This is a genomic window from Exiguobacterium sp. s101, assembly GCF_018617835.1.
Classification (GTDB): Bacteria; Bacillota; Bacilli; order Exiguobacteriales; family Exiguobacteriaceae; genus Exiguobacterium; species Exiguobacterium marinum.
In genome coordinates this window covers 106,354-128,378 of the sequence record NZ_JACSKX010000005.1, presented here as the reverse complement: position 1 = coordinate 128,378, position 22,025 = coordinate 106,354, and the positions used below count along the sequence as shown (strand labels likewise).

The 22,025-nt window shown below is 49.2% G+C and carries 25 protein-coding genes and 2 other annotated features; of the genes, 9 read left to right on the top strand and 16 right to left on the bottom strand.

Annotated features, from left to right (window positions below):
* Positions 1–46: 46 nt before the first annotated feature.
* Positions 47–355 carry a winged helix-turn-helix transcriptional regulator gene (locus KNO76_RS06355; RefSeq protein WP_214883724.1) on the top strand — a complete coding sequence of 103 codons (309 nt, stop codon included), beginning with the start codon at positions 47–49 and terminating at the stop codon, positions 353–355.
* 29 nt (positions 356–384) lie between these two features.
* Here KNO76_RS06355 and KNO76_RS06350 read toward each other — a convergent pair whose 3' ends face one another.
* On the bottom strand, positions 385–765 hold the full coding sequence (locus KNO76_RS06350) for a VOC family protein (RefSeq protein ID WP_214883722.1): 381 nt from the start codon (positions 763–765) through the stop codon (positions 385–387).
* Between the two features lie 75 nt (positions 766–840).
* On the opposite strand from KNO76_RS06350, the gene KNO76_RS14040 reads away from it, so the two are divergent.
* Positions 841–978: a hypothetical protein gene (locus tag KNO76_RS14040; RefSeq protein WP_251127910.1), complete on the top strand. Its 138-nt coding sequence runs from the start codon at positions 841–843 to the stop codon at positions 976–978.
* A 21-nt stretch (positions 979–999) separates the two neighbouring features.
* Positions 1,000–1,323, top strand: a complete 324-nt coding sequence (locus tag KNO76_RS14035) for a GNAT family N-acetyltransferase (RefSeq protein ID WP_353047878.1) — start codon at positions 1,000–1,002, stop codon at positions 1,321–1,323.
* Positions 1,324–1,358: 35 nt separating this feature from the next.
* On the opposite strand, the gene KNO76_RS06340 is transcribed toward KNO76_RS14035, so the two are convergent.
* On the bottom strand, positions 1,359–2,189 hold the full coding sequence (locus tag KNO76_RS06340) for a TerC family protein (protein ID WP_214883719.1): 831 nt from the start codon (positions 2,187–2,189) through the stop codon (positions 1,359–1,361).
* Positions 2,190–2,442: 253 nt separating this feature from the next.
* Here KNO76_RS06340 and folE2 point away from each other — a divergent pair, with 253 nt between their 5' ends.
* Entirely contained in the window at positions 2,443–3,354 is a 912-nt protein-coding gene (folE2, locus tag KNO76_RS06335) for a GTP cyclohydrolase FolE2 (protein WP_214883716.1), read from the top strand.
* A 39-nt stretch (positions 3,355–3,393) separates the two neighbouring features.
* Here folE2 and KNO76_RS06330 read toward each other — a convergent pair whose 3' ends face one another.
* The 3 genes from KNO76_RS06330 to pta all read right to left on the bottom strand — a co-directional run bounded on the left by KNO76_RS06330 (position 3,394) and on the right by pta (position 4,951).
* Positions 3,394–3,558 carry a hypothetical protein gene (locus tag KNO76_RS06330; RefSeq protein ID WP_026824983.1) on the bottom strand — a complete coding sequence of 55 codons (165 nt, stop codon included), beginning with the start codon at positions 3,556–3,558 and terminating at the stop codon, positions 3,394–3,396.
* Complete coding sequence (locus KNO76_RS06325) at positions 3,558–3,857, bottom strand: rhodanese-like domain-containing protein (protein ID WP_214883713.1); 300 nt, start codon at positions 3,855–3,857, stop codon at positions 3,558–3,560. Before KNO76_RS06325 ends, KNO76_RS06330 begins: the two co-directional genes overlap by 1 nt.
* A gap of 104 nt (positions 3,858–3,961) precedes the next feature.
* Positions 3,962–4,951, bottom strand: a complete 990-nt coding sequence (gene pta, locus KNO76_RS06320; RefSeq protein WP_214883710.1) for a phosphate acetyltransferase — start codon at positions 4,949–4,951, stop codon at positions 3,962–3,964.
* A 337-nt stretch (positions 4,952–5,288) separates the two neighbouring features.
* Between pta and hemQ the strand changes: the two genes are divergently transcribed.
* Both hemQ and KNO76_RS06310 read left to right on the top strand, forming a co-directional pair.
* Positions 5,289–6,065: a hydrogen peroxide-dependent heme synthase gene (gene hemQ / locus KNO76_RS06315; RefSeq protein ID WP_214883707.1), complete on the top strand. Its 777-nt coding sequence runs from the start codon at positions 5,289–5,291 to the stop codon at positions 6,063–6,065.
* 75 nt (positions 6,066–6,140) lie between these two features.
* A complete protein-coding gene (locus tag KNO76_RS06310; RefSeq protein WP_012727492.1) occupies positions 6,141–6,287 on the top strand; it encodes a hypothetical protein in 147 nt (48 codons plus the stop codon).
* A gap of 3 nt (positions 6,288–6,290) precedes the next feature.
* On the opposite strand, the gene KNO76_RS06305 is transcribed toward KNO76_RS06310, so the two are convergent.
* Positions 6,291–7,229: an ATP-grasp domain-containing protein gene (locus tag KNO76_RS06305; RefSeq protein WP_214878802.1), complete on the bottom strand. Its 939-nt coding sequence runs from the start codon at positions 7,227–7,229 to the stop codon at positions 6,291–6,293.
* Between the two features lie 154 nt (positions 7,230–7,383).
* Between KNO76_RS06305 and KNO76_RS06300 the strand changes: the two genes are divergently transcribed.
* Positions 7,384–8,874, top strand: coding sequence for a potassium/proton antiporter (locus KNO76_RS06300; protein ID WP_026824978.1), 1,491 nt, complete (start codon positions 7,384–7,386; stop codon positions 8,872–8,874).
* A gap of 41 nt (positions 8,875–8,915) precedes the next feature.
* Here KNO76_RS06300 and trpA read toward each other — a convergent pair whose 3' ends face one another.
* Genes trpA through trpD form a run of 5 tightly spaced genes read right to left on the bottom strand, consistent with a single transcriptional unit; the run spans position 8,916 to position 13,141 of the window.
* Entirely contained in the window at positions 8,916–9,683 is a 768-nt protein-coding gene (gene trpA, locus KNO76_RS06295) for a tryptophan synthase subunit alpha (protein WP_214883703.1), read from the bottom strand.
* Positions 9,680–10,867, bottom strand: a complete 1,188-nt coding sequence (trpB, locus tag KNO76_RS06290; protein ID WP_026824976.1) for a tryptophan synthase subunit beta — start codon at positions 10,865–10,867, stop codon at positions 9,680–9,682. Before trpB ends, trpA begins: the two co-directional genes overlap by 4 nt.
* Positions 10,864–11,418, bottom strand: coding sequence for a phosphoribosylanthranilate isomerase (locus tag KNO76_RS06285; RefSeq protein ID WP_214883700.1), 555 nt, complete (start codon positions 11,416–11,418; stop codon positions 10,864–10,866). The genes trpB and KNO76_RS06285 overlap by 4 nt, the downstream gene beginning before the upstream one ends.
* Positions 11,394–12,155, bottom strand: coding sequence for an indole-3-glycerol phosphate synthase TrpC (trpC, locus tag KNO76_RS06280; protein WP_214883698.1), 762 nt, complete (start codon positions 12,153–12,155; stop codon positions 11,394–11,396). Before trpC ends, KNO76_RS06285 begins: the two co-directional genes overlap by 25 nt.
* Entirely contained in the window at positions 12,152–13,141 is a 990-nt protein-coding gene (gene trpD / locus KNO76_RS06275) for an anthranilate phosphoribosyltransferase (protein WP_214883695.1), read from the bottom strand. Before trpD ends, trpC begins: the two co-directional genes overlap by 4 nt.
* 62 nt (positions 13,142–13,203) lie before the next feature.
* Positions 13,204–13,431: a binding site (T-box leader), on the bottom strand.
* Positions 13,432–13,479: 48 nt separating this feature from the next.
* Positions 13,480–13,708: a binding site (T-box leader), on the bottom strand.
* 243 nt (positions 13,709–13,951) lie between these two features.
* Between trpD and KNO76_RS06270 the strand changes: the two genes are divergently transcribed.
* Entirely contained in the window at positions 13,952–15,265 is a 1,314-nt protein-coding gene (locus KNO76_RS06270) for an amino acid permease (RefSeq protein WP_251127919.1), read from the top strand.
* 87 nt (positions 15,266–15,352) lie between these two features.
* Here the strand turns inward: KNO76_RS06270 and KNO76_RS06265 are convergent, their stop codons facing one another.
* From KNO76_RS06265 to KNO76_RS06255, 3 genes are all read right to left on the bottom strand, one after another.
* Positions 15,353–16,858, bottom strand: coding sequence for a murein hydrolase activator EnvC family protein (locus KNO76_RS06265; RefSeq protein ID WP_214883691.1), 1,506 nt, complete (start codon positions 16,856–16,858; stop codon positions 15,353–15,355).
* A 419-nt stretch (positions 16,859–17,277) separates the two neighbouring features.
* On the bottom strand, positions 17,278–17,643 hold the full coding sequence (locus tag KNO76_RS06260) for a DUF423 domain-containing protein (RefSeq protein WP_214883689.1): 366 nt from the start codon (positions 17,641–17,643) through the stop codon (positions 17,278–17,280).
* A 12-nt stretch (positions 17,644–17,655) separates the two neighbouring features.
* The gene (locus KNO76_RS06255; protein ID WP_034770820.1) at positions 17,656–18,261 is read right to left on the bottom strand and encodes a trimeric intracellular cation channel family protein; all 606 of its coding nucleotides are present in this window, start codon (positions 18,259–18,261) and stop codon (positions 17,656–17,658) included.
* Positions 18,262–18,355: 94 nt separating this feature from the next.
* Between KNO76_RS06255 and KNO76_RS06250 the strand changes: the two genes are divergently transcribed.
* Positions 18,356–19,993: an ABC1 kinase family protein gene (locus KNO76_RS06250; RefSeq protein ID WP_026824968.1), complete on the top strand. Its 1,638-nt coding sequence runs from the start codon at positions 18,356–18,358 to the stop codon at positions 19,991–19,993.
* Here KNO76_RS06250 and KNO76_RS06245 read toward each other — a convergent pair.
* Positions 19,932–21,515, bottom strand: a complete 1,584-nt coding sequence (locus KNO76_RS06245) for a GNAT family N-acetyltransferase (protein ID WP_214883675.1) — start codon at positions 21,513–21,515, stop codon at positions 19,932–19,934. The two genes, KNO76_RS06250 and KNO76_RS06245, sit on opposite strands and share 62 nt — an antisense overlap.
* Positions 21,512–22,024, bottom strand: coding sequence for a glycerol-3-phosphate acyltransferase (locus KNO76_RS06240; protein WP_214883672.1), 513 nt, complete (start codon positions 22,022–22,024; stop codon positions 21,512–21,514). The genes KNO76_RS06245 and KNO76_RS06240 overlap by 4 nt, the downstream gene beginning before the upstream one ends.
* Between the last annotated feature and the right edge of the window lies 1 nt (position 22,025).

The following is a 22,025-nucleotide window of genomic DNA, read 5'->3' as shown; positions in this document are numbered from 1 at the left end:
AAGTACGCACATTGAAGTAACTACCCGAAAGTGAGGCTCATTGAACATGACCACATCGTTCCCCGTCAACCGCGCACTCGAGATTATCGGCGGCAAATGGCGCCCTCAAGTGTATTGCACGCTTCAAGATGGACCGCTCCGTTTCTCTGATATTCAACGGGCGATTCCTGAGGTCAGCCGAAAAGTGTTGACCGACCAATTGCGTGAGCTTGAACAGCTCGGCATGGTTCGTCGTGTCGATTATTCGACGGAGAAGCAGCTTCACGTCGAATATTCATTAACCGAAGGCGCCCTCGGACTGCAACCCGCCATGAATGCCCTTTGTTCATGGGGAGAGTGCCACGATAATCAATAATCCCGGGCCATTTGGCCCGGGATTATTGATTATGAAGCGAACAGACTGATCAAATTCCCATCCGCATCGTACAGAATTGCGTAACGCTGTCCCCAAAACGCGTCCCATGGGGCTTTGTGTGACACATAGCCTTGTTCAAGGACAGAGTCATACAATGCATTAAGCGACTCACGGCTTTCACATAAGAAGGCAAGTTCGATCCGATGTCCTTCTGCTTGTTTCCATTCCCCATATACCGATTCGGCCACTTCCACCGTATCGAACGCGAGACGCACGCCGCCTTCATCAATATCCACATGCGCTTCCCCATTCATCGCTTCCGGAATCTCAAACCCGAGTGCCCGATAAAAATCGAGCGACCGCTTCATATCCGTCACGACGATTCCGACCATGTCCAACTTGATTGTCATCCCATTCCCTCCTCTTCGTTTCATGATACGATTTGAGTGTAGCACGTCCATTTCAACCAGAGACGAGAAAATATCATGAATCATACGTTTCATCCACTCACACAAGACCAAGCCGAACAAATTGCCTTCGAGTGGCGCTATGAAGGTGAATATGCGTTTTACAATATGGACGCCGACGAGGAAAATCTCGCCTCATTTTTAGATGCGAAGTAACGGGGAGACACGACGTTCGCCATCCTTGAATCTGGCGAGCTTATCGGCTTTGTCACGTTACAATTCGAATCAACGGACACCGTTTCCATTGGTCTCGGCATGCGCCCTGATTTGACGGGGAGCGGCAACGGACATCGATTCCTCACTTCGATTCTAACTTGGATCGAGGCGACATATGGGACTCGTACAGTACGTCTCGCCGTCGCCACGTTCAACAAGCGAGCCATCCGGTTATATGAATCACTCGATTTCATCCCAGAAGAAACGTTCGTGCAGGAGACGAACGGAGGCGTGTATTCCTTTCTCTCGATGAAACGCCTACAAAAATCCCCTCCGAACATCTGAGGTTCGGAGGGGATTTATATACGATCTATCTAAACTCAGTGTTTGACCGCTATCGGTTTCGATGAGAACCAGCCCCATAACGCAATCCCGACCATGACTGACCAGAAGAAAATCGTCCAAGCTGCCGAGTGGACGAATCCATCCGGGAGCCCCATGAATTCGAATGGTGTCCCGGCAATCAATTCTTTGAAACCTGGATGTTCAAGTACGAGGACCGTCAACTTGACCCCGACCCAACCGACGATAATAAAAGCGGCTGTTTCAAGTGTAGGACGTTGATGAAGCAACTTGACAAAAATCCGAGCCGCGAATCGCATCAAGACGACCCCGATGAGTCCACCCGTCAAGACGACGAAGAACTGACCTGAGTCAATCCCACCGATTTCCCCGAGACCGAGCGGTGGCAAGCTGACCGCGAGCGCAACCGCTGCCAAGATTGAGTCGACCGCAAAGGCGATATCCGCAAACTCAACTTTCGCGACAGTGAGCCAAAACTCTTTCTTCGAAACAGGTCGTTCTGTGACGGCCGTCTCTTCTTTCGCTTCTGCTGCCAAATCTTGCTGTGGCTCCATTTTTCTCGCCTTATACGTCATATACAGATGACGCGCACTCATTCCAATCAAGTAAAGCGCACCGAGCGCTTGAACTTGCCATACGTTAATTAAGAACGAGATTAAGAACAATGCGATAAAGCGAAAAACGAACGCCCCAAGGAGTCCGTAGAACAATGCCTTCTTCTGCTCTGTACGTGGCAAATGCTTGACCATGACAGCCAAGACGAGCGCGTTGTCTGCAGATAACAAGCCTTCTAAACCGACGAGAACGACGACAATCCAGGCATACTGCAGGACTAACTGCCAATCCATAACAACATCTCCTTTTTTCTTTCAATTCCTTCATATTTAATAGTGATCTATTTTTTAAGTTCACAGGACCATTTTATTCCCGTTCACAAAGTAAATCAATCCTCTTTCTTCAATATCTGAAGGTTTTTTTAGGATTGCATATTCAAAACACGTTTTGAGAGCAAAATCATACCCGTTCAGCCATCATTTCGTGATAAAATCCTAACAAGAACGAGTGGTCGCTTGAACCGCTCTAAAAAAGGAGAATCCGATTATGTCTACAAGCCATGTCGCTTTACCTACTAAAGCAGAACGACATAAATTGTTCGGGTCGGTCCCACCGATTAAAGGAACAAAACCGACCGAGAAAGAACAGATGGTCGATTTACAAAATACACCGAAAAACTTCTTATTCGCTCTTGATAGTGTTGGAATTTCAAACGTGAAGCACCCTGTGAACGTCGAGACGTCAGAAGGGGTCCAGTCAACAGTTGCTACCTTCGAATTGACGACATCGCTCGTTCAAGATCGTAAAGGAATCAACATGTCCCGTTTGACGGAACAGCTCGATGCGTACCATCAACAAGGATGGACTGTGTCAAACCGTTCGTTAATCGAGTTCGCACAAGAGCTCGCGGAGCGTATGGAGCAAACGGAAGGACAATTGACAATTCGTTACCCGTGGTTCTTCACGCGTAAAGCACCTGTGACAGGCCTCAGTGGTTTGATGAACGCAGATGTGATGCACCGCGTGACATATAACCTCGAAACGGGCGTCGCAAATGTGACAGTCGGTCTCGTCATCAATGTCACGACGCTTTGCCCATGTTCCAAAGAAATCAGTGAGTACAGCGCCCATAACCAACGTGGGTACATCACGATCGAAGCAGGTCTTGATGAGACGTCGATGGATGGGTTCGACTGGCGTGCAGCCCTTCTCGATGCGGCGGAGTCGAACGCCTCAGCGCCACTCCATCCGGTCCTTAAACGTCCGGATGAAAAACGTGCGACTGAAATCGCATACGAAAACCCACGTTTCGTAGAAGATATGGTCCGCTTGATTGCGGCTGACTTGTACGAGATGAAACAAGTCGTGAACTTCTTTGTGGAATGCCGTAACGAAGAGTCGATTCACCAACATGATGCCATCGCGTCAATCACATTTGACAAGCGCAACGACGCATAAGAAAATGCGGAACCTCTTTTAAAGAAGGTTCCGCATTTTCTATAGACTCACTACGAGTTCAATTGTCAGCAAGATGATGATGAGCATCACCCACACCGCCCAAACGAGTCGCCACTTCTCCCAATCAAACCGCTTCACCATTGCATAGACAGTGAGATACAGTGCTATGAGAAGAGGAACGACGACCCATGGATTCTCTAACATCACGCTTCGATGTCGCCATCCCAAGCGAGCATACCGCCCTCAATGTTTACGACTTTATATCCGTTTGACTCTAAGTGGTCACACGCCGTCACACTGCGGCCGCCAGAGCGACAAATCACGTGGTAGACGTTGTCCTGTGCTAACTTTTCTGTCACTTGCGGGAATTCAGACAATGGGTAGAGCGGTACGTTCGGGATATGCCCTGCGTCATATTCGTCTTGTTCGCGCACATCGATGATATGGAGCGACTCCCCGTTTTCTAGCTTTTCTCGTAATTCAGTTGCATGAATATTTTGCATACGTATTTCCCCTTTCGATATTGGATTCCTCTTTTAGTTTACCTCAGCTACCACTCAAAAAAACATGAAAAAAGCACCCTTCTACCTAGAAGGATGCTTCGGACTTACGCTTCGTTGCGCTCGTCGATTGCTTGTGCTGCTGTGATGAGTGTCAATTTGTAGACATCCTCTTCGTTACAGCCACGTGATAAGTCATTTACTGGTTTATTGAGACCTTGAAGGATTGGACCGATTGCTTCGAATCCACCGAAACGTTGAACCATCTTATAGCCAATGTTTCCTGCTTCAAGACTTGGGAAGACGAATACGTTCGCTTTACCCGCCACATCAGAACCTGGTGCTTTCTTCGCCGCTACGCTAGGGACGAATGCTGCATCGAATTGAAGTTCTCCATCGATTGGAAGGTTCGGTGATTTTTCTTTCGCAAGGCGTGTCGCTTCCACAACTTTCTCTGTTTCAGGTGACTTCGCAGAACCTTTTGTCGAGAAGCTAAGAAGGGCGACTTGTGGGTCGATCCCGAACGTCTTCGCTGTCGCTGCTGATAAAAATGCATTTTCTGCTAAGTCCGTTGCGTCTGGTGCGATGTTGATCGCACAGTCCGAGAAGACGTATTGCTCGTCGTCACGCACCATGATGAACACACCTGACGTCTTTTTGATGCCTGTTTGCATTTTGATGATTTGAAGTGCCGGACGTACCGTATCAGCCGTCGCGTGCATCGCGCCTGAGACAAGACCTTCTGCTTTTCCTGTATGAACGAGCATCGTTCCGAAGTAGTTCACGTCCGATGTGAGGAGTTCGCGCGCTTGTTCAGCCGTCGCTTTCCCTTTGCGACGCTCGACGAATGATTCGACGAGAACATCGATGTCTTCGTACGTCGCCGGGTCGTATTGTGTTAAACCTGAGATGTCGAAACCGTGTTTTGTCGCAACCGCTTCGACGTCTGCTTTCGCACCGACGACGATCGGTTCTACCATGCCGTCTGCTTTCAATCGAACAGCGGCTCCAAGAACACGCTCATCGATACCTTCCGGGAAGACGATGGTCGGACGAACCGGGCTGACTTTTTGCTTCAACGTTTCAAATAATTTCATAACGAATGAACCCCTTTTCTCAATTTACAGCATGACTGCTAATGGTTTTGCCATTGACTTGTGTCGTTACGCGATTTCAATTATACACAGTACCCTTTTCAAAATAAACTATTCTGCCCATTTCGTCATAAATCGCTTAGAATCAATCATTATATGAATAGAACAGTTTCTCCAAAGTGACTGATACAGCCATTTTTGTAGCCGTTTTCATGTTTCTGTCCTCTGTTCTTTACCCGTCATGAATCGTGATAACCCTCACAGTGCCTCAAAGTTGCCAGTCAGTGAAGCGTGTATGGTAAAATAGACGGCGAAGCCAAGTCCCGAAAGGAGATTTTTTATGTCAGAACGTCCAGTACCTACAACAGATACACAACATGCCGCCGCCACATTAGACGGATGGTATACACTTCATGATTTCCGCAAGATCGATTGGGCTCGTTTGAAGCTCGTCGATGCCGAAAAGCGTCAACACATGATTGACGAGTTCACAACATTCCTCGCTTCTCTTGAAGAAGTTGAAGCAAAAGGTGAAGGAAGCCACGCCTTCTACTCGATTCTCGGTCAAAAGGCAGACCTCGTCTTGATGGTGCTTCGCCCGACATTCAACGAACTTGAAGACGTCGAGCGCGCATTCCGCAAAACAGCGCTATACGACTATATGATTCCGTCGTATTCGTACGTGTCGGTCATCGAGCTCGGGATGTACCGTGGATCTGGAGATGGGGACCCATATCAAAACCCCCATATCCGCTCACGTCTCTATCCGACACTTCCAAAAGCCGCACACATCTGTTTCTATCCGATGAGCAAGGCTCGTCGCGACGGCGACAACTGGTACATGTTGTCGATGGATGAACGTAAGGACCTCATGTATCGCCACAGCATGATCGGCCGTAGTTACGCTGGTAAGATTCAGCAGTTCATCGGTGGGTCGACTGGATTCGACGCATGGGAATGGGGCGTCACACTCTTCGCTGAAGATTCACTTCAGTTCAAGAAAATCGTTTACGAGATGCGTTTTGATGAAGTGAGTGCGAAATACGGTGAGTTCGGCGACTTCTACGTTGGGAACATCTTACCGAAAGAAAATTTGAGCACATTCTTTAGCGTGTAAAAGGTTTACGCGTATAACACCTCGGGAATTAAGGATGATGTAAGCAAGTTATCCTAATCAACGAGGTGAACAACGATGCGCGTGTTTAAAGAAACCGATCGTGACACTGCGGAACGTTTAGATTCGTTCATCGAACGAATGGCACCGACAGCAGAATTAGTCCAACATCGATTTGAAGAGCAACTCAAACATACACAGCAAAAGGGTCAGGCGAGCGCCTGACCCTTATTTTGTCGTGGTGACGTGAAGTGCGTCGCCTAAGAAAGTAGCCAATTCAAGCATGCCGTAGCGCCCTGCTTTCGCTTCGGCTTCGGAATTATAGTTCGTATTCGTATTGACGTCGTAGGCGTAGACGTTGCCGTCTTCATCTCGGATGATTTCGATCCCGGCGATGTCAATCGCATTCACTTTAAGGAACTGCTCAAGTTGCGGAATGATCGGGTCATCGAATCCTTCGACGATTTCGAACTTCGCCGGCGGCGTCTCCCCGACCGGACAGAACTGGTCTTCAATCGAGCAAGCGTCTGCCGGGCAGAGCTCGAAGCCTTCCGACGTATCGACACGGACCGCATATAGGAACTTCCCGCCGATGAATTCACAGCGGGTAATATACGGTTCTGGTGCTTCGATATACTGTTGAATGAGCGTGATGCCGTCAACCGAGTCCTCGAACGAGGGACCATATACATATTCTTTGAGTCCTTCGATCGTATGGAACAATTGGACCCCAAGTCCTTTCCCGGCACGATTATGTTTCGTGATGAACGGTGTCATGCCCAGCTTCTCAGCCGCCTCGATGATTTGCTTCTTACCAACTGCCGCAATCGTCTTCGGTACACGGATTCCTTCGCGTCGAAGCGCCGTATATTGATTGACCTTGCTCACTTCAAGACGGATGGCACGTGTGCCGTTGAACACGGTCCGGTCGTTCGCCTCTAACCAAGCGAGGACGCCTTCCGTCAATTCAGGGGCGTACCGATGCCCACGTGTGTGCGAAGAGGCGCTCATACGATTATAAAAGACACCTTCCGGGGGCGTTGCTTCGAGATCAATCGTCCCTTGGTCCAAGTGCCATAGTTCATAAGGTAACTGTAGTTCTTCTAAGCGGTGAACCAAGTGATTCGTCCATTCTTCGTTCTCATGAATGACGTGAATTTTAGACATCATCATCCCTCCTTATATGATGTGTTTACTTTACCACATTCATAACCGACAATTCCAATGTGCATGGTTTGTCTAATCGTCAATTCTGAAATATCAGACGATTTCATGGTACAATGAACTTAATAGTATTGTTTATTGAAAGGATGTGTTGTGTTTGCCCGTACCTGTTATAAGTACTGATGTACTCATTCTACTTTTCGGTCTACTCCTTGTAGCCGGTGTCATGGCGACGCGAATCTCGACTCGATTCGGCTTACCGGCCTTGATCTTGTTTATGGGGATCGGCATGATCATGGGAAGTGACATTACCGGTCTCATCTTCTTCGATGATTCAAATTTGGCACAGTTAATCGGAGTCGCTGCATTAATTGTCATTTTGTTTGAAGGGGGTCTCCAGACGAAATGGACGTCGATGCGGAACGTTCTCGTTCCAGCCGCCTCACTTGCCACGTTTGGTGTCTTGATTACGACGACTGTCGTCGCCGTGGCCGTTCGTTTCGTATTTGGTTTCGATTGGATTGAATCTTTCCTATTCGGCGCGATTATTGGTTCGACCGATGCAGCGGCCGTCTTCGCCGCATTCAAAGGAAAGAATATCTCACCGAAAGTCGGTGCGACACTCGAAGCCGAGTCCGGCACGAACGACCCGATGGCGATGTTTTTAACGATTCTCGCCCTCGACTTTATGTTGAAGCCCGAGACGACCATATGGGATGGCATTTGGATGTTCGTCCTTCAAATCGTTGTCGGAGCATTCATCGGCTTTTTACTCGGACAATTGTCTCGTCTCATGTTGAATCATTTGAAACTAGAATCGAGCGGACTACATGCAGTTCTGATGATTTCGATGGCATTCCTCACATACGGTGTCACGGCTTACTTGTTGGGGAGCGGACTACTCGCGGTCTATATCGCTGCGATGATTGTTGGCAACGCGGATACGGCGCACGAAGTGACCATCGTCCAGTTCTCAGAGGCACTCGCATGGATCATGCAGATCATCATGTTCGTCATCCTCGGATTGCTCGTCTTCCCTCGTCAACTCATCGAGCCCGACTTAATTTGGAAAGGTATACTTATTTCCTTTGTCCTTATGTTCGTTGCTCGCCCCATCGCCGTTTATTTATCGACACTCGGGATGGCGTTCACAAAAAAAGAGAAGTTCTTCATTTCTTGGGCCGGTCTAAAAGGAGCCGTACCAATCGTGCTCGCAACTTTCCCGTTAATCGCAGGAATTGATGACAGTCAACTTCTATTCAATGCCGTCTTCTTCGTTGTTGTGACCAGTGCCTTGATTCAAGGAACGACGTTGACTCCACTTGCCGAGAAGTTAGGGCTACTCGGTCCGGATAAAATCCGTTCCCCTTATACAATCGCCCTCGTTTCGAGCAAACAGTCCCAACATAAACTCGTTCCTTATGTCGTCACGGAGAGCTCCTCGATGATTGGGAAGACGCTAGCGGACATCACCCTCCCGCCGAACACCGTAGTAAACGCCATCGTCCGAAACGAATATTTGATTCCGCCGAACGGACAGACAGCTATCGAAGAAGGCGATCTCTTATACGTTCTCGCCTCGATGTACCGTCATGACCAACTCGACCAAAAGTTTGGGGAAGACGGTCTCGATCGAGTGGAATTATGAGTAAACGAATAACCGGTGCTTCATGCGAAGCGCCGGTTTTCTTATGCGTGTATTTGTTTTGCCGAACGAATCAACGTCTCGACGTCGCCTGTTCTCCCTTCATGAAGTGCCTCGACGATAAAGCTTCCGACGACGACACCGTCACATGCATTCCCAAGCGTCTGCACTTGTTCCGGACGATGTACCCCGAATCCTGCTAAGACGGGAACACGTGACTGCTCTGTCAATCGAGTCAAATGGGTGAGTAGTTCATCCGGGAACACATTAGTCTTCCCTGTTGTGCCTTTGAGTGTGACCGCATAGACGAATCCTTCAGCCTTCTCTAAGATGGATGCCGTCCGTGCCTCGCTGCTCGTCAACGTAACGAGTGGGATGACTGCGACTTCCTGGCGATCGACGTTCGAAAACAATTGAACACTTTCTTCAAATGGAAGGTCTGGAATGATGACTCCGCTCACCCCACACTCATTCGCCCGGTCAAAGAACGGTTGGACCCCGAACCGAAACACCGGGTTCAAGTATGTCATCAAGACAATCGGCACAGTAAATCGATCATTTCCTTCTATTAAATGGTTCAACACCATTTCAAGCGTCACACCCGCTTCAAGAGCGCGCATTCCTGCCGCCTCAATGATCGGTCCATCGGCCACCGGATCAGAGAATGGGATTCCGAGTTCGATCGCCGTCGCCCCCATCTGTTCTAGCTCAACAATAGTCGGGATGAGTCGTTCTATCCCTTCGTCACCAGCCATAATATAAGGAACGAATGCCGCCCCTTCTCGCTCTCGAATCGCTGTCTCTAGTTTCATCGTGTTGCCACCTTCTCTCGGATTGTGTGGACGTCTTTGTCTCCGCGTCCAGATAAACAAATCACCAGTGTATCGTCTTCTCCCATCGTCTTCGCGAGCGTTTCTGCGTAAGCGAGAGCATGCGAAGACTCTAAGGCAGGTATGATTCCTTCTTGTCGACTGAGTGCGAGACATGCATCGAGTGCCTCATCGTCCGTGACGGCTGCGTAACGGACCCGTTCAATATCTTTCAAGAAGCTATGCTCTGGTCCTACCCCTGGATAATCGAGTCCGGCTGAGATGGAATGTGCCTCCTCGATTTGACCCGCTGCGTCTTGCAACACATACATGAGTGACCCATGCAATACACCGACTTCTCCTTTTGTGAGTGTCGCCGCGTGTTTGTCCGTATCGATGCCGCTCCCTGCCGCCTCGACACCGTAGAGTGCGACCGACTCATCATTCAAAAACGGATAGAACATGCCCATCGCATTGCTCCCTCCACCGACACAGGCGACGACGGCATCTGGTAGCCGTCCCGTCTGTTCGAGGATTTGACGGCGTGTCTCTGTCCCAATCACGCTTTGAAAATCACGAACCATCTGCGGGAACGGATGCGGGCCGAGAACGGAACCCATCACATAGTGCGTATCGTCTACGTGTTTGACCCAGTAACGAAGCGCTTCATTGACAGCATCTTTTAACGTGCGACTTCCAGATTTGACGGGAACGACCTTCGCTCCGAGCAATTCCATCCGAAACACGTTCAACGCTTGGCGCTCGACGTCGACCTCCCCCATAAAGATGGTACATTCCAGGTCGAGTAATGCACATACCGTCGCGGTCGCGACACCGTGCTGACCGGCCCCCGTCTCGGCGACGACTTTTTGTTTCCCCATCCGTTTCGCAAGGAGCGCTTGCCCAACCGTGTTGTTGATTTTATGGGCACCGGTATGGTTCAGATCCTCTCGTTTCAAATAGACGTTCGTTCCAAGACGACGACTTAGATTCGACGCATAATAGAGTGGCGTCTCACGTCCTACGTATTCACGTAATAAGGAAGAGAAGCGTTCTTGAAACTCAGGGTCTTGCTTCGCCTCTTCGTAAGCAGCCTCCAATTCTTCGACCGCCTGCATGAGTGTCTCCGGAATGTACTTTCCACCGTATTGTCCAAACTTTCCGTTCACTGGTTGTGCATACATCATAGTTCCTCCTTGGCGCGTTGAATGAACGCACGAATTTTTTTGATATCTTTTACACCGTCCGTCTCGACACCGCTCGAGATATCGACGCCGTCTGGTTGGATCGTTTGAATCGCTTGTCTCACATTGTCAGGAGATAGACCGCCTGCTAGCCAAAATGGATGTTTCGGCCGGTCAATCGCGCCCCAGTCTAATACCTGTCCACTTCCCGGAGTCGGATGATCGATCAATCGCACATCCGCCGCCTCCTCGGTCGATGCCTCGATAATTGGTAATCCGAAAGTGCGGAGTTGTTCCATTGACTGCGTCCGATGGTGAATTTGTAAATCCGTCAGTCCCACGTCCATCGCTTGCTCGATGTCTTCCATTGAAGGATTTAAAAACACACCAACGATTCGAACCGATTCGGGAATATAAGCTGCTAGCTCCTTCGCTCTGCTCACGTCGATTTGGCGGGAACTCGGTGCGAATACGAACCCGATGGCATCTGCTCCCGCTTCGACCGCCGCCTGGACCGCTTCCTCTGTCTTTAATCCACAGATTTTAACGAACATGTTTTCAACTCCTCGAGTAGTCGGGTCGGGTCTTCTTCACGCATGAGTGCTTCTCCGACGAGGATGGCACTTGCGCCGGCTTCTTTCAGACGCGCTGCCGCTTCGACGGTGCTGACCCCGCTCTCACTGACGAATATGACGTCGGGATAGCGATTCATCAAGTCGATTGATGTCTCAAGAGCGACCTCGAACGTTTTTAAGTCTCTGTTATTGATGCCGATTAACACGTCATCGAGTTCGAGTGCGATGTGTAACTCCGCTTCGTCATGTACTTCAACCAATACGTTGAGACCGATGGAGCGAGCGTATCGCGTCAGTTCATGGAGACGTGTCGGATGTAGGGCCGCCACGATAAGAAGTGCAACACTCGCCCCGTAATGCTTCGCATAGTCGAGTTGCCGTTCATCGATGATAAAGTCCTTACAGAGCACCGGGATGGTGACCACATCGGCGACTTGTCGCAAATCGTCAAAGGACCCATTAAAATACGTCGTGTCTGTCAATACCGAAATCATCGTCGCACCGGCTTGTTCATATTGACGGGCCCGTTCGGCGACGTCGACCGTCTCTCGAATGATTCCTTTCGAGGGAGACGACCGTTTAATTTCAGAAATGATATGGAATCCCTCGCTCATTACATCTACTAGAGTAATCGGCTCTGTCACAGTGACATCGATCGGCTGCATGCCACTCACTTCTTCAATTTTCGTTCCGATGATTTTCGTTAAATAGCTCATGCCTCTACCTCCGTACGTTGTAAGTGTTGTAATACGCGCAAGGCGTGCCCTTCATCGATACTGCGTTTCGCTTCTATCACACCTTCTCGAAGCGTTGCGGTCGTGCCGTACGTGCAAAGGGCAAGTGCCGCATTCAATAAGACGACGTCTCGCGCCGGTCCTGACTTTCCGTTCAACACAGCTAGCAGCGTCGCGGCGTTCTCTTCCGGTGTGCCTCCGCGTAATGCTTCGAGCGGTGCCCGCATCAAGCCGACATCTCGTGGGTCGATCGCGTAACGCGCTGTCTGTTCCCCATCAAAGAAATACACGTCGTTCACACCGGCGAGACTCGCTTCATCGAGTCCGCCTGCACCGTGGACGACCATGCCGCGCTCCACGCCGAGATGTCGCATCGCGGTCGCCATCTTCTTCAGTAGTGATGGATGGTAGACACCGACAAGTTGTCGCTTCGGACGAAGTGGATTCGTCAACGGCCCGATTTGGTTGAAGATGGTCGCAGTTGCGAGGCGTTTACGGACCGGCATGACATGTTTCATAATCGGATGGACATGCTGGGCGAATAGGAAACTGAGATTCGTCCGTTCCAAGTCTTCATGTACTTCCGCCGCCGTTTTCACAATCGAAACGTTCAATGCCTCGAGGACGTCCGCACTTCCCGACCGGCTCGACACACTTCGGTTGCCATGTTTCGCGACTGGTACTCCAAGGCCGGCCAAGACGAACGCAACGGTCGAGCTGATATTGAACGTATGCGCCCCGTCGCCGCCGGTGCCACAAACATCAAGAACGGATAAATCGCTTTGGGGGAACTGAGCTGCTTCTCGAATGTATGCCGCGAGTCCCGCCATCTCTTCAGCTGTTTCCCCGCGTTCTTTCATCGCCAGTAGCACTCGTTCGATTTGTGCTTCATCCGCTTGGAACATTTCACTTGCTGCCACTTTCATATCTGCTGTTGATAACGCGTTTGTCTCCAATTGTTGAATCATCGTCGGTTCCCCCTCTAAAAACTAAAAATGTGTATAAAAAAACTCCATACGACAATCGTCGTATGGAGGGCGGTTCTAGACCGCGGTGCCACCTCTCGTTGATTCCAAAGAATCCACTCTCCGATGCAATCACATCGTATCCTGATAACGGGGGAAACCGTCACGACCTACTTTCTTCAGTCGTGCTCTCATGAGCCCATTCACGCGGACGCCTCGGTCAGGATCTCACCATCCCTGACTCTCTGGACGAAACGTCTTCTCGCGCTACTCTTCTCAATCCTCGATTTGTGTTATTGAAACGAAAAAGGGGTTACCCGTCTCCTCATAGCCTACGCTACAAGAAGGACGAGTAACCCCGTGGTGCCACCTTCGTTGGTTCCGAAAAACCCACTTCACGGACAATCATCCGCTTCCCCGTGATAACGGTGGGTAACCCGCTAAAGCCTACTCAAAGTTCGGTTTAGAGCTCAGAAGTCCATTCGCGACGTCCTATATACTGATTCGCACCAACCATCAGCTCTCTGTCATACAGGATTCATCGTTACTTCTCTTCGTCGACGCCTTTATTCGTTTCAGTTAAGTTAACTCGTACTATACAGGGCAGATGAATCCATGTCAAATAAAAAAAATTATAAAACTTCGCCTCTATATGTGCACCCCGAAAACAAGGAACCTTCACCGGTTTTTCGAATTGACATTGTTTTTTTCTGTCTGCTATAGTCGTCCACAACAACATTTCACTCAGCTAAAGGAGAATCGATTTTGGAAACAAACAAACTAAAACGCGAGCTGTCCACCCGGCAACTTACGATGATTTCCCTCGGGAGCGCCATCGGAACCGGGCTCTTCCTCGGAAGCGGGCTTGCGATTCAAACAGCTGGCCCGAGCGTACTCGTCAGCTATGCCATCGGGGCGTTCATCGTCCTCTTACTGATGGGTGCACTCGCCGAAATGACGGTCGCCCATCCAACATCCGGATCATTCGGAACAATTGCCGAGCGCTATGTTCATCCACTCGCAGGCTTTCTCGTCCGTTACTCTTACTGGGTCGCAAATGTACTAGCTGTAGGGGTTGAGGTCAGTGCGATCGCCATCTATATGCGCTATTGGTTCCCTGATGTGAACGGGTTCGTCTGGGTCGCCCTCTTCGGTGGACTACTCATTTACGTCAATGCCCGTCACGTTCACACGTTCGGGACGACTGAATACTGGTTATCCTTCATCAAAGTAACTGCCATTATCCTATTCATCGTCCTCGGTGCCGCTACATTGTTCGGCGAACCAGGATCACCGATTGAATCGATCACGACAGGAAACGAAGGATTCTTCGCTTTCGGATTTTACGGAATGTGGGTGACGATTTTCATCTCCCTCTTCAGCTTCCTCGGAACCGAACTCGTTGCCGTCACAGCAGGAGAAGCGAAAGACCCGGACCAGGCCGTACCACGCGCTTTACGTGCTACCGTGTTCCGTCTGACGTTCTTCTATGTCATCACGCTCGCCATCATGCTTATGCTCATCCCATGGCAGCAAGCGGGGATTGACCAAAGCCCGTTCGTGCTCGTCATGGAACAGTTCGACGTCCCGTTCGCAGCCGGCATTCTCAACTTCGTGATTTTGATTGCTGCTTTGTCGGCGATGAACGCGCAACTCTATGCATCGACACGCATGATGTACTCGCTCGCCGAAGCCGGTGATGCACCGAAAGCGTTCAAAAAAATCAGCAAAAACGGCATCCCGATGTTCGCACTACTTGTTTCCACGGGCGGAATCGTTTTGGCTGCTTTATTACAAATGTTTATGGAATCGTCATATCCGTTCTTAATGGGCATCTCGATGTTCGGCGCCATTTTCACATGGTTCATGGTCTTCATCTCTCATTTGTTCTTCCGTAAGAAATGGACGGGACGAAATCTCCCTGTCCGCATGATTGGTTATCCGTTCCTTCCAATCCTCGGAGCCATCTTACTCCTCAGCCTCATGATCACGACATGGTTCACTGACTTCAATATTTTGTTGAAGTTCGGCATTCCATGGTTGATTGGGTTGACGGTTATCTATTACGTGCGTGAACAAATGCGTAAAAAACAAGATCGTCCAAGCGACATCGAGCAAGCCAACTAACGAGCATCCCTTCGCAATTAGCGAAGGGGTGTTTTTGTACGCACAAAAGCCCCTTTCGCAATCGAAAGGAGCTTTTTGTATAGGGCATCAGAAAAATTGACGCGGATTGACCGTGCTACCTGCGCTCGTTGCCGAGTATGAGTAGCCGCCTTTATGAATCTCAAAGTGCAAGTGCGGACCTGACGAGTTCCCTGTGTTTCCAAGCGTTCCGATGTTTGATCCTTGTGTCACACGCTGTCCTGAGCTGACAGATACCGAGTTCATGTGCGCATACACTGTCGTCCAAACTTGACCGTTGATAACGTGTGCAATCATGACGTGGTTCCCGTATGCGCCACCCCAACCTGCACGAATGACCGTACCTGTTGCCGATGCACGGATTGGTGTCCCTGTAGGACCTGCAATATCTAAACCATTATGGAACGTGTAGCCATACGCACCGCTCGCTGGACCCCATCCTTGTGAGTAGCGTCCTGAAGCAGGTTGAATGAACATCGAGCTAGATGGAGCTGGTGTCGACGTCGTCGGTGCAGGTTTTGGAGTTGGTTTCGGTGCTGGAGCCGGTTTCGGCGCCGGTGCAGGTTTTGATGCCGATGTCGACGAAGTCGTATTGTTTGAAGACGACGAAGACGGGGTATTCGATTTATCTTCCTGCTTTTGTTGTGCAGCTTGTTGACGAGCCGCTTCTGCTTCTCGTTCTGCCTCTGCCTTACGAGCTGCCTCAGCTTGACGTGCAGCTTCTGCTTGGCGCGCTTCTTCTGCTTTACGTACCGCCTCTTGACGAGCTGCTTCTTCAGCACGACGACGAGCTTCCTCTTCTTCACGACGTTGTGCCTCGATTTCAGCCGCAATCGCCTGTTCTTGTGCCACTAACGTCGCTTCAATCTCTTGAAGGTCGAAGATTTGCGATTCGAACTTGATGTTTTTCTCTTCAAGTTCTTTAATACGTTTTTCACGTTGTTTCATTTTCTTCTCAAGTTCAGCTTGGCGAACCTCAAGTGCTTTTTGTTGTTCTAGAAGTGAAGCACGTTCTGCTTTCAAGTCAGCTTGTGCTTTTTTCAACGACCGTTGTGTCGCTTCATAGTCATCGAACAACTCTTGGTCACTACGTTGAATCGTTCCTGCCGTAATCATACGTGTGACGAGGTCAGAGAAGTTTTTCGAACCGAAGATGAACTCAGCCCAATTGATTGAACCGCCACCATTCTTTTGCATCGTGGCCATACGTTCTTTCATCATTTCTTCTTGCGCCTTCATTTTTTCTTGATAGTCTTTAATGTCGGCTTCAAGATCCTCGATTTTCATCTCGGTACGTTTGATTTCTTGGCGCTTCATCGCAACATCATTGATGATGTCTTGCAATTGCGCGTCCATTTTATTGACTTCTGTCTGTACTTTTGAAATCTCTTCTTTGTTCACTTCAATCTTTGAAGACGTTTCCGACTGATTTTCCTTTACGCTATCGCGCTTTTCTTGCACTTTTTGTTGTTGTTCTTGCTTTTCTTTAATCGAGGTCGATGCATCCGCGACTGTATGTGTGCTAATCAGCATCACACCAAGCGTTAGCGTCGAGACTGTGCGTTTCCAGTTCATGAATGGGGTACATCCTTTCTTAAATGACAAATCTGGGTACCAGTTAAACTACATATTTTTAAGCCGTTTCAGTATGTAACAAAAACGATCAATCAGTTGAGTTTCAACACGACTAATTATATCTAACTGCTAGATATTTTCCTGTTAAAGTTATATTTCAATTTTATTACGCAAGAACAAAAGCGCCGGTAACGAATATATGCAACTTATTATTTATCAATATCTTTTTTATTCGTCCAGTTTGACATCTTTCTGTAATGTTTTATGTAAATAGAAAATGGTTTCCCCTATTTTCAAATAATAATTAAACTGATAATGTATAGGTTTTCCAATTGATGGAATTACCCTTCAAAAAAATCCATGCGTTTGCTTCATGAAAACATGAGCAAAGACATGGATTTTGAATACATATGTTACTTTTAAAGCTTCATCGCACCAATGATGACAAAAATCCAGGCTGCAATGAATAGGACTCCGCCAATCGGTGTCACGGCTCCTAGTTTCGTGATGCCAGTCAGTGCCATGACATATAAGCTTCCGGAGAAAAAGACAATTCCTGCAAACATGAGCCAGCCGGCAATGTTAAACTGGCTGATACTTACGCGCATGAGTAGTGCCGCAACCCCGATGATGCCGAGCGCATGAACCATGTGGTAGAGCACGCCCGTCTGCCAGTTCGCCAACATATTCGGCGCCAATCTCTCTTTGAGCGCATGGGCACCGAACGCGCCGAGCGCCACACCGAGTGCCATCAATCCGGCACCGATTATTAACAACATCTTCATTTTTATTCCCCCTTATCTAACTTTTCGTGCTGGTAAATTCCACTTCCGATAGTAGGATATCACTCGAAGTGTTGCTACGACAATTAAAAGTGTATAGACGACAAGACCACCTTCAAGTTTAAAGTAATACGTAATGACCGCAATGAGAATTGCCCAAATCGCGTACACTTCAGACTGTAAAACGAGCGGCTTACGCCCGGCCAGTAAATCGCGGACGACTCCACCCCCAACCCCAGTGAGGACAGCCGCCGCAATCGCAGCGGAGAGAGGTAAATCGAGTTTTATTGCGACTTGTGCTCCCTGAAAGGCGAATGCGACGAGACCGATGGCATCGACAATGACACCCCAGCGCTCCCAATGTGGCAATACGACACTCGGTAGCAGGAAGATGAGGAGCGCAACAAGAAAACATAAAATAAATAAATCATTCTGTTGCCAAATCAAACTGACGGGGTTTCCTAATAGGACGTTTCGAATCGCACCGCCTCCAAAGGCCGTGATGAAAGCGAGCAGCCACACCCCAAAAATATCGTACTTTTCATCCATCGCAATGATGGCTCCGCTCGCCGCGAACGCAATCGTTCCGACGACGTTGAGCAATTCCCACTCCATGAACATCCCTTGCCCTTTCTTCAACGCATTGTATGGTAAAGTATAGTTACAAAAAAATCAGGTCAGTCGAGCGACTGTCGTAAAGGATGTCGGTATTAATATGAAACGTATCGCTTTGTTCCGCATATGGATTATCGTCACCATGTTCGCCCGATTCATCATTCGCTTATACGCTTTTTCACGTAAACAACAACAAGGTGTAGCCACGACAGAAGAATACGAAGCACTCATGCTCAAGCTTGCTCGCGAGTATAAACGCAACGCCCTGCGGCTCGAGGGCTTGTTAATCAAGCTCGGACAATTCTTATCCATTCGGGCAGACTTGTTGCCACCAGCCGTTTTAAACGAGCTGTCTGAGCTCGTCGATCGGGTCCCGACATCCGGTTGGGACAAGTCACGCGCGATTTTAGAGGCGGAATGGGGCGTTCCGTACACACAAGTCGTCAAAGACGTCGGAATCGACGCCGTCGCCTCGGCTTCTATCGGAGAAGTATACGGTGCCACCCTACTTGAAAACGGTAAACGGGTCGCCATCAAAATCCAACGTCCCAATATCGAAAAAATCATCCGTACCGACTTCCGTGCTATGCGGATTGTCACGTCGATGTTGAAGCGGACATCCCTCGCAAAATCGACCGACTTAGATAGCTTATATCGCCAAATGATTTTTGTCATCGGGGATGAACTAAATTTTCAAACCGAATTAAAAAACGCCTTATATTTCAAAGCCAAGTATGCTGATAATCCAGACGTCTATATCCCAGATTATCACGAGCATCTCTGTACGAATCGTGTCTTGACGATGGATTGGGTCGACGCAAGACGCATCACCGATCTCGCCTTCTTAAAAGAGAACGAGATTGATCGCTCCGCCCTAGCCGAACGACTGTTCACGCTCGCGGCCGAACAATTGTTGTTCGGTGGACAGTTCCATGCCGACCCCCACCCCGGAAATGTCCAAATTCGGGCAGACGGGACAATCATCCTGCTCGACTTCGGTATGGTCGGACAGACGACGGCGCAAGACATGGCGACGATTCGAAACATCTTACAGGCGTTCATCTCCCTCGACTATGACAGCATCGTCGATGGGTTAGAAGATTTACGTTTTCTCTTGCCTACGGCGAACAAACAAAACATTCGTCAAGCGCTAGAGAAAGCCGTCACCTTTTACTTAGAGACCGATATCGACACCGTTGATACAAGGTTGATCGAGAAAGTGTTACAAGACATTCAACTGCTCGTCAAAAACGAACCGATTCAACTCCCGGCAGAATTCGCCTTCTTCGGCCGAGCCGCCTCGACCTTACTTGGTATTCTGCAAATCTTAGATCCGAAAATCGACCTGTTCACACTCGGTAAACCGATTGTCATCGAATGGCTCGAGGAAGACGGGACGACGCTACAAAATCGTTATGTGAAGACCGGGATCAACTATGCGAAGAAATTGTTGAACGTTCCCCCGCTTCTCGACAACTACTTAAAAGAACCGACGCGAAAACGCCTGTCGGAGCAAGCGATGTTCCAACGAAACTTGGAATCAAAAGAACTCTTGCACCGCCAGACGTTCAATGCCATCGTTATGTTACTCGGTTTATTAGTCGGACTGCTGGGCTATATCCGACCAGATGAGTGGCTGTTTTGGTCAGGTGGCGTCGTCTCTGTTTTGGCTTATTTCAATTGGAGGCGCCTCGGACGAAAGGTTCGTCACGTGGCACGTCAAGATTTTCGTGTATAAGCGAACCGTCACTTTTAAAAGTGGCGGTTTTTTGTTGAATCCACTGCGCGATATAAGAACCGACGTCACGCATCATACGAGGCGTCGTCCAGCCCATCGTCGACACTTGAATGACGTTCGCCCGTTTTAAGTAGTCACTCTCATATTGTACGAGGTAGCCCTGATACGACAGTTGTCGTCCGAGCTCCATCGAGGACTGACCACACGGAACCGGAATCGTGATGATACCAGATGATTGGGCGGGACTCACCTCGATACATAGGCCGTTCTCGTGGAGCGAGTTGATCAGAGCCACCATCTTCTCTTCATGCGATGCGACCTCTTCGTCCGTCAGTTCGTCTAACGAGACCGCCATCGCCGCAAGAAGCGGCTCTGATTGTGTGAAGGCAATCGGTTTGTAGAGTGACAAGTCCAGGTAGCGTGGTACATCTCGTAGCGCTTCCGCTCGCTCTTTCATCGCAACGAATGCAAGACCAGGGGCGTTCCGTAACGCCTTTCCTGAGGAGAAGGTCACGTAGTCCGCAAAGGAATAGTCATAATCGAATGTCCCAACCGTACTGATCGCATCGATGGCGATGACACCGTTCCACGAATGAAGCGGTCCCAAGTCAATTAGAATTCCTAGGGATGTCTCACAATGAACGGTCCACACCCAGTCCGGAGCAATTCGATCAAGTTGAGAAACATCCCACTTTCCATCTTGGTCCACTCGAATGACATCAAACGAGCGGTCTACACGCCGGGCATGCTCGATCAGTCGTTCTCCAAATTCGCCAGCGTTTAAAATCACGCCGTGTCCTTCCAAACGAGGCGCGACCGCATCATTTGCGACCGTCCCACTTCCGAGAAGTGTATAGATGTTAGGAAGTTTGACTCGTTCCGACAGTTTTTGTTGCACCGCTTCAAGTAGTCGTCCTGTCTCTTTCGAACGGTGCGGACGTGGTTGCTTCGAGAGTCGTGCTCTCACACGTTCTGAACATTCGACGGGACCCGCGAGCAAACTTTTCGGTCGAAGCGTCGTCGCTGATTTGGATTCGTAAAAAGCATCCCTCGTTAACATCATCGGGACATATCTCGCTTCTTCTGAACCAATCGGATCAGCAAACGGCAAAAAACCGAATCGATGATAGAGCAATTGTTCACGTGTCGTACCACTGATGACGATGCCATCGATGTGGCGATCCGTTGCATCTTCGATGACCGCTCGCATCAGACCTGCGAACGTGCGATTGCGACGATAAGGTTTGGTCACAGCGAGGAGGCGAATCTCGAGCCACTCCCCTTCAGGAATGCTCACTCCTTTTTGTTCCAATGAAAACGGCCGCTTCCCTCTTAATGCACACATGGCCACGACTTCCCCGTTCACTTCTCCAATCCAATATGTATTTTCTTCGCGAAATCGGTCGATGAGTCGCCGCTCTGAGTTCGGTGGATGTTGCGGAATCTCTTCAACGAACGTTTCGTAATTCAATCGATGAATCGCGTCAAAATCTGATACGTCGGCCTTTCGATATATAATCATTTCGTTTCCCCCTTTACATGATGATAGATAATCATAGCTGCGATGAGCACTGCCCATATGATGTCTCCAACACTTCCAAGCGCAGCGAATGGAAGTAAGACGAGCATCACCAGTCCCGTCTCACGGGAATTACCTGTTCCTTTAATCAACATCAACAGAAAAAGGAGCCCCCCGATAAACCACCACGGGTCATACGCCCATATGATTCCAGAAAAAACGGCATATCCCTTCCCGCCCGCACGGATTCGCCAAAACGGATAAATATGACCGAGCGTGAGCGCGAACGCCGTCTGCCAAAAATACGGTCCGCTCACCTGTAAGATAAGAATCGTCTTGAGCACGTCGAATCCATACACAATGAGAAACGCCTTCACCCCTCCGATGCGATGCGCGTTGCGTGCACCGGTATTTTTCGAACCGAATGTTGCTAAATCATGTCCACTTAATAACCCATATAGCCTGCCTCCGAGCAGACTTCCGACTAGATAGCCGACAATGATAATCCACATA